The sequence below is a fragment of the Phenylobacterium sp. genome (assembly GCF_044358365.1).
Classification (GTDB): Bacteria; Pseudomonadota; Alphaproteobacteria; order Caulobacterales; family Caulobacteraceae; genus Phenylobacterium.
This window is the reverse complement of the sequence record NZ_JBIKNZ010000110.1, coordinates 1-6,719: the sequence shown is the minus strand read 5'-3', so window position 1 is coordinate 6,719 and position 6,719 is coordinate 1. Positions and strand designations below refer to the sequence as shown.

The following is a 6,719-nucleotide window of genomic DNA, read 5'->3' as shown; positions in this document are numbered from 1 at the left end:
GCCGAGCGAACCGTCGGTGCCCTCTGGGACGCCATCGGACGCTTCATCGACCTCTTCACTCCGACCGAGTGCGCCAACTACTTCAAGAGCTGCGGATACGATGCAGACTGAATGGAATCCGCTCTAACGTAACCCCCCATGCCCCACACCCGCCTCAACGGCCTGAACCTCTACTACGAGCGCGCCGGCGCCGGCCCCCGGCTGCTGTTCATCTCAGGCACGGGCGGCGACCTGCGCGTCACGCCCAACGTGTTCGCCTCACCGCTGGCCAAGGCTTTCGACCTCGTGGCCTACGACCAGCGCGGTCTGGGACGGACCGACAAGCCGGATGCGCCCTACTCCATGGCGCAGTACGCCGACGACGCGGCGGCCCTCATGGACCACCTCGGGTGGGATGACGCCCTCGTGGTCGGCGTCTCGTTCGGCGGGATGGTGGCGCAGGAGCTGGTGCTACGGCATCCTACGCGCGTGCAGCGGCTGGTGCTGGCTTGCACCTCGCCCGGCGGCGAAGGTGGCGCATCCTTCGCCTTCCACGAAATTGAGCACCTGAAGGGCGAGGACCGCGCCAGGTTCATGATCCCGATCAGCGATACCCGCCGCGACGCCGCCTGGGCTGCGGCGAATCCTCAGGACTACGCCGCCTTCGTCGCCATGGCCGGCGCCGACCCGTTCGCCGACGAACCCGGCCGCGCGGCAGGCGCTCATCGTCAGCTGGAGGCCCGCGCCGCCCATGATACCTGGGATCGCCTGCCCGGGATCGCCTGCCCGGGATCGCCTGCCCGGTATTGATCGCCGCCGGCCAGTTCGACGGAATCGCCCTGCCCGCCACCCAGGACAAGATGGCCGCCCGCATCCCCGGCGTCGAGCTCGAGTGGTTCAAGGGCGGGCACATGTTCATGATCCAGGATAGGGAGGCCTATCCGGCCATGATCGCATTTTTGAACGCCGCCCAAGCCGCCTGAAGCGTCCAAACCGTGCTATGGCGCGGCATGGCCCGACCCAAGAGACCAAACAAGACGATCAAGAAGCCCACGCGCCCGCCGCAGGGGCTGCCGGATCGCGACACCCTGCTGGCCTTCATCCGCGAGCAGGGCGAGCCCAACAAGGCTGGCATCGCCAACGCCTTCGGCCTGAAAGGCGCCGATCGCCGCGCGCTGCGTGAAATGCTGAACGCTCTGGAAGCCGAGGGCGCGCTGGGCAAGCGCGGCCGCCGCGGCTTTGCCGAAGCCGGCGCTTTTCCCGAGGTCGGCGTGGTCGACGTGGTCGGCAAGGACACCGACGGCGAACTACTGGTCAAGCTGGTCAAGGGCGAGGAGACGCCCGTCGTGTCTCTGGCCCCCGGCAAGGAGGCCGGAGCCGGCGCGCCGGGCATGGGCGACCGCCTGCTGGTGCGGTTCAACCAGCTGGAAACCGGCGAGTTTGAAGCCAGGCTGATCAAGCGACTGGGCCAGAGCGCACACCGCATCCTGGGCGTGGTGCGCAAGGTGCGCCGCGAGGTGCGGGTCGAGCCGGTGGATCGCCGGTCCAAGGACAGCCTGCTGCTGCCGCCCGGCGAGAACGTCAACGACGGCGATCTGGTGCTGGCGACGGTCGAAAGCCACGGCAGCCGCTTCGGCCCGAAGCACGGCAAGCTGCTGGAGATCGTCGGCCGCGAGGACGAGCCCCGCGCCGCCTCGCTGATCGCCATCCACACCCACGGTATCCCAATGGGCTTCTCGGCCGCCGCGGAAGCCGAGGCCGAAGACGCCGAGCCGCCGACCCTCAGCGGTCGCGAGGACATGCGCGATGTGCCCCTCATCACCATCGACCCCCAGGACGCCCGTGACCACGACGACGCCGTCTTCGCCCAGCCGGATGATGATCCGAAAAACCCCGGCGGCTGGATCGCCTGGGTCGCCATCGCCGATGTCGCCGCCTACGTCCGCCCCGGCTCCGAACTGGACCGGATCGCCCGCGAGAAGGGTAACAGCGTCTACTTCCCCGATCGGGTGGAGCCGATGCTGCCCGAACGGCTCTCCAACGGCCTCTGCTCCTTACGTGAAGGCGAGAACCGGGCGTGCCTGGCCGTGCGCATGGTGTTTGGCGCAGACGGCCGCAAACGGGGTCACACCTTCGCCCGCGGCCTGATGCGCTCGGCGGCGAAGCTTTCCTACGAACAGGCCCAGGCCGCCATCGATGGCCAGCCTGACGACAAGTCTGGCCCGCTGCTGGACCGGGTGCTGACGCCGCTGTGGGCCGCCTACGCCTGCCTGAAGAAGGGCCGCGACGCCCGCTCACCCCTGGCCATCGAAAGTCTGGAACGCAAGATCTCGATCAATGCCGAAGGCGAGATCGATGCGATCACGCCCCGCCCCTCCCTCGAGGCGCACAAGCTGATCGAGGAGTTCATGATCCAGGCCAATGTCTGCGCCGCCGAAACCCTGGAGCAGAAAAAGACCCCGCTGATCTACCGGATCCACGATGCGCCCAGTCAGGAGAAGATCTTTTCCCTGGCCGATTTCCTCGGATCGCTGGGGATCGCATGGACCAAGGGCGAGGCGCCGCGCACCGATCGCTTCAACAAGCTGCTGGGCGAAACCCGCGAGGGACCTCACGCCGACATCATCAACGAAGTAGTCCTGCGCACCCAGATGCAGGCGATCTATTCCACCGAGAATATCGGTCACTTTGGCCTGAACCTGATGAAATACGCCCACTTCACCTCGCCGATCCGGCGCTACGCCGACCTGATCGTCCACCGGGCGCTGATCTCGGCGCTGGGTCTGGGCAGCGACGGCCTTTCTGATCGCGACATCTCGCAGATGAAGGGTACGGCTGAGGAGATCACCTTCGCCGAGCGCCGCGCCATGGCCGCCGAGCGCGACGCCACGGATCGCTATGTGGCCGCCTTCCTGGCCGACAAAGTGGGCGCGGAGTTTGACGGACGGATCACGGGTGTCACGCGCTTCGGCCTCTTCGTGCGGCTGTCCGGCACGGGGGCCGATGGCCTGGTGCCGGTCTCACGTCTGGGCAGCGAGTACTTTGTCCATGACGACCGCATGCACGCCCTGGTGGGCGAAAAGACCGGTAGCCGCTGGCCGCTGGGCATGACGGTGCGGGTGAAGCTGGCCGAGGCGACGCCGATCACCGGCGGATTACTGTTCGAAATGCTCAGCGAGCCCGCCGAACCGGACAAGACCGCGCCAAGACCTCGCCTGGGCATGCGCGAGCGCAGCGACCGGGGTCCCGGAGGTCCCGGCAGCTATCGCGGCCCCAAGCGCGGGCCCCAGGGCCGCCCGAAGAACATCCGCAGCGGGAAGAAGGGCGGGCCGAAACGCTAGGCTTATCGCGCCTTCCGCAAGGCCGCCCTTCCCTCCATGCCCGGCAAGGTCATACAGTTGTTTGATGACCACCCCAGCTCCCGTGCCGCATAAACCCGAAGGTCCGCCCCGTATTCCGGGCGCCCGCGCTGTCCGCCCGAAAAACGCCGCCACGGTGATGATCATCCGGCGCGATGCCGCCAAGCCGCGGGTTCTGATGGGCAAACGTCACGGCGGCCACAGCTTCATGCCTGATCGCTGGGTGTTCCCGGGCGGCCGGATTGACCGGTCGGACTACCGCGCACCCTTCGCCACCGACCTGCGACCCGATGTCGGCGACCTGTTCAACAAGCACCTGCCGGTCGGCCGTGGCCGCGCGCTGGCCCTGGCCGCTGTACGCGAGACCTGGGAGGAAACCGGCCTGCTGCTGGGGAAACCCGGGGAATCACGCGGCACAGGTCCATGGAAGGATTTCGCCGCCCAGGGCGTCGTGGCCGACCTGGAGGCCCTGGACGTGATCGCCCGCGCCATCACGCCGCCCCAGGTGGGCAAGCGGTTCGACACCTGGTTCCTGCTGGCCGAGGCCGAACGTCTCACCAGCCTGGAGCGTCAGGCAGACTGCGGCGAACTGGAAGAGATCGCCTGGTTCGACTTTGATGAAGCCATGGATCTCCAGCTTCCAGCCGTGACCCGCATGATGATCAAGGAAGCTGGCGAACGCATGAAGGACCCGAGCCGTCCCAAGCTGTTCCTGCGCTTCAAGGACAACTCGATGAAGCCCACCAGCCTGTAGGACCAAGACTTCCTTTCCCGCCGCAGGCGGGAGAGGGGGACCGCCGGCCAAAGAGCCGGTGGTGGAGAGGGAAGGCGGCTGCTCAGGACGACAAACGCGCCATCTGCTCAACCGCCTGCAGGATCAGCCCATCTGCAACCTGACCAAGGTTCCGATAGATCTCGCCAGCGCCAACCCGCGCAACACTGATCCCCTGCCGCCCCAACCAATAGTCACGCGCCGCATCCTTGGCCTGGGCGTCTTCGCCCCAATGGGTCCGCCCGTCGACTTCCACGGCCAGCCTAGCGGCGGGACAGTAGAAATCGACGATGATCGAGCCGATGGGAACCTGGCGTCGAAAGATCGGCTGCCCCTTGCCGCGACCCTTCAGCCGCGACCACAGCGTGACCTCTGGCTCCGTCATCTCTCTCCGGAATCGCCGCGCCCGGGTTGCAGTCCGCGTTGATGGCCTTGACGTCAATGCGTCCGCCCTCCCTCTCCACCACCCGCTCCTTGGCGGGCGGTCCCCCTCTCCCGCCTGCGGCGGGAAAGGAAATCCAATCCAGGACAAATAGAACAAAAAAGGAACTCGAAGGCAACCTCTGGAACTGCCATTGACTTCCGGCCGCGGATTCGTATTTTCCGCGCCTCCTGAACACCTGCCTGCGGACCGATCCCGTTTGGCCCCGCAAGGACGACTGCCATGGCGAAGCCCGCCTCAATCAAGATCCGCCTGAATTCGACGGCGGACACCGGCTTCTTCTACGTCACGAAGAAGAACGCCCGCACCAAGACCGACAAGATGGTCCTGAAGAAGTACGACCCCGTCGTGCGCAAGCACGTGGAATTCCGCGAAGGCAAGATCAAGTAAGGCTGAAAAGCCTCTGATTTCGCTTGAAGACGCCCGGCCGAAAGGTCGGGCGTTTTGCGTTGTCTTCCCTGATCGAACGACGGGATCTACTCATCAGCTTCAAGGCAGCCGCTTTCCTTCGCCCCTTGCGGGAGAAGGAGGAATGGGGACTTCGAAGGCGCTGCCTGAATGCCCTATCCCCGCGTGAGGGGGAATTTCACCTAGCGCGGATCTCTTGACCGCGCAGGCGATGTTGCCGAATGTCCGTCCATGGTTCACCGCGCCTCGCGGTGACTGCGGGAAATCAGTACCGCAGCGGATTGAACGTCTCGCACGCTGCGCGGCGCTTGGTCTGCTGCGGGGCGCCGTCCACAGGAGACGGTCTTGCCTCAAACACCCCAGTTGAGTGACGCGCAGCTCGCGCAATTCCAAAGCCAGGGCGTCGTCAAAATTGACGGGCTCCTCTGTCCGCAGGGCGTTGCAGATGCGCGACACGCGGTCCTGCGCCGCCTGGAGGCTCTCGGACTCTGGGGCGACGGGAAATGGCGCCTGGATCACGTCGAGCGGCCCCGATGGCCGGCTACGGGTCTCAAGCCCGCCCGCGACATCGGCCATCGCCATCCTGAAGTCGAGGCCCTGATCGATGAGCCCGCCGTCAGGGCCGCAGTGGAACGCCTCAGCGGGGGCGGGCCATTCGACCACAAGGTCTATCCGCGCCCGCAGATTCTGGCGTCCCTGCCCAATGCCCAGCCTTGGACATTGCCCACCGGCTGGGATGTGGACGCGCCCAGGTTGGCCAGCGGCAATAGCCCGGGTCTGCAGCTGTTCGCTTTCCTGGAGTGCACCGAACCCGGAGGTGGCGGGACGGTGGTCGTCGCCGGATCCCATCGCCTCCTGAACTGCGGGCGACACTTCAAGGTAAAAGAGATCAACGCCGCCCTTCGCGCGCAGCCCTTCTTCCACCAACTCTTCGAGGGTCACTCGAACCTGGCCGGTCCCACCGAGCTACCGGCGGGCCGTGTCGACGACGCGCCGCTGAAGGTCGTGGAGTTAACAGGCCAGCCCGGCGACGTCTGGCTGATGGACCTCCGCGTCCTCCATGCAGCCGCCCCCAACGGCTCGGAAACGCCGCGCCTCATGATCACACACCGGTTCATCCAGACCGCGCTCATGGGGGAGATCGGCGAGGCCTTCGGCTGGAGCTAGCACCCTACTCCGACAGGCCCCAGCTACAATTCTCCTCCCCCGTCGGGGGAGGGGGACCGCGCGAAGCGGGGTGGAGGGGGCTGCCGTCGCACAGCGCCTATGCGCTCGCCTCGATCATCCGAAGCGCCGTGTCCAGATCCTCAAACACCAGGCTCGCGGCGATACGCAAGGTCCGTATACCCCGCAACGTCAACCAGGCGTCGCGGTCTGCGTCGCGCGCCTGAGCATCCCCGATCCAATGCGCCTGGCCATCAACCTCGACACAGAGCTTGGCGGCGTCGCAATAGAAATCCAGCACATAAGGACCGATGGGATGTTGCCGCCGGAACCGCAGTCCTTGGGTCTTGCAACGCAGCGCGACCCACAGGCGCGCCTCCGGCGGCGTCATCCGGCGACGAAGCGACCGCGCGCGGCGGATTGTCGGCTTCGGGGCGCACATGGGGCCAGAATGTCAAACCTGTGGGACGCGGCCTGCCCCCTTGTCTGTCGGAAGTATGCCAGATTGGGGATGTCTTCCGGGACGCCTGCCCGGTGCGACAACACCAGGCAGGCAATCGGTGGAAGGGTCGAAGCCCCCTGAGCCCTTGCGGAC

At 66.4% G+C, this 6,719-nt stretch carries 8 protein-coding genes; 6 read left to right on the top strand and 2 right to left on the bottom strand.

What is annotated here, in order from left to right; all coding sequences use genetic code 11:
* Positions 1–138 precede the first annotated feature (138 nt).
* The 4 genes from ACIQ3B_RS17720 (at position 139) to ACIQ3B_RS17705 (ending at position 4,092) form a co-directional block, all read left to right on the top strand.
* Positions 139–789, top strand: coding sequence for an alpha/beta fold hydrolase (locus ACIQ3B_RS17720; protein WP_397404935.1), 651 nt, complete (start codon positions 139–141; stop codon positions 787–789).
* Positions 786–962 carry an alpha/beta fold hydrolase gene (locus ACIQ3B_RS17715; protein ID WP_397404933.1) on the top strand — a complete coding sequence of 59 codons (177 nt, stop codon included), beginning with the start codon at positions 786–788 and terminating at the stop codon, positions 960–962. Before ACIQ3B_RS17720 ends, ACIQ3B_RS17715 begins: the two co-directional genes overlap by 4 nt.
* A gap of 27 nt (positions 963–989) precedes the next feature.
* Complete coding sequence (gene rnr, locus ACIQ3B_RS17710; protein ID WP_397404931.1) at positions 990–3,320, top strand: ribonuclease R; 2,331 nt, start codon at positions 990–992, stop codon at positions 3,318–3,320.
* 64 nt (positions 3,321–3,384) lie between these two features.
* Positions 3,385–4,092: an NUDIX hydrolase gene (locus tag ACIQ3B_RS17705; protein WP_397404929.1), complete on the top strand. Its 708-nt coding sequence runs from the start codon at positions 3,385–3,387 to the stop codon at positions 4,090–4,092.
* A gap of 82 nt (positions 4,093–4,174) precedes the next feature.
* Here the strand turns inward: ACIQ3B_RS17705 and ACIQ3B_RS17700 are convergent, their stop codons facing one another.
* Positions 4,175–4,552, bottom strand: coding sequence for an endonuclease domain-containing protein (locus tag ACIQ3B_RS17700; RefSeq protein WP_397404927.1), 378 nt, complete (start codon positions 4,550–4,552; stop codon positions 4,175–4,177).
* A gap of 222 nt (positions 4,553–4,774) precedes the next feature.
* Between ACIQ3B_RS17700 and rpmG the strand changes: the two genes are divergently transcribed.
* Together rpmG and ACIQ3B_RS17690 are read left to right on the top strand one after the other, a co-directional pair.
* Positions 4,775–4,942, top strand: a complete 168-nt coding sequence (gene rpmG / locus ACIQ3B_RS17695) for a 50S ribosomal protein L33 (protein WP_397404925.1) — start codon at positions 4,775–4,777, stop codon at positions 4,940–4,942.
* A 363-nt stretch (positions 4,943–5,305) separates the two neighbouring features.
* Positions 5,306–6,127 carry a phytanoyl-CoA dioxygenase family protein gene (locus ACIQ3B_RS17690; protein ID WP_397404923.1) on the top strand — a complete coding sequence of 274 codons (822 nt, stop codon included), beginning with the start codon at positions 5,306–5,308 and terminating at the stop codon, positions 6,125–6,127.
* A gap of 97 nt (positions 6,128–6,224) precedes the next feature.
* Here the strand turns inward: ACIQ3B_RS17690 and ACIQ3B_RS17685 are convergent, their stop codons facing one another.
* A complete protein-coding gene (locus ACIQ3B_RS17685) occupies positions 6,225–6,566 on the bottom strand; it encodes an endonuclease domain-containing protein (RefSeq protein WP_397404921.1) in 342 nt (113 codons plus the stop codon).
* Positions 6,567–6,719: the final 153 nt, after the last annotated feature.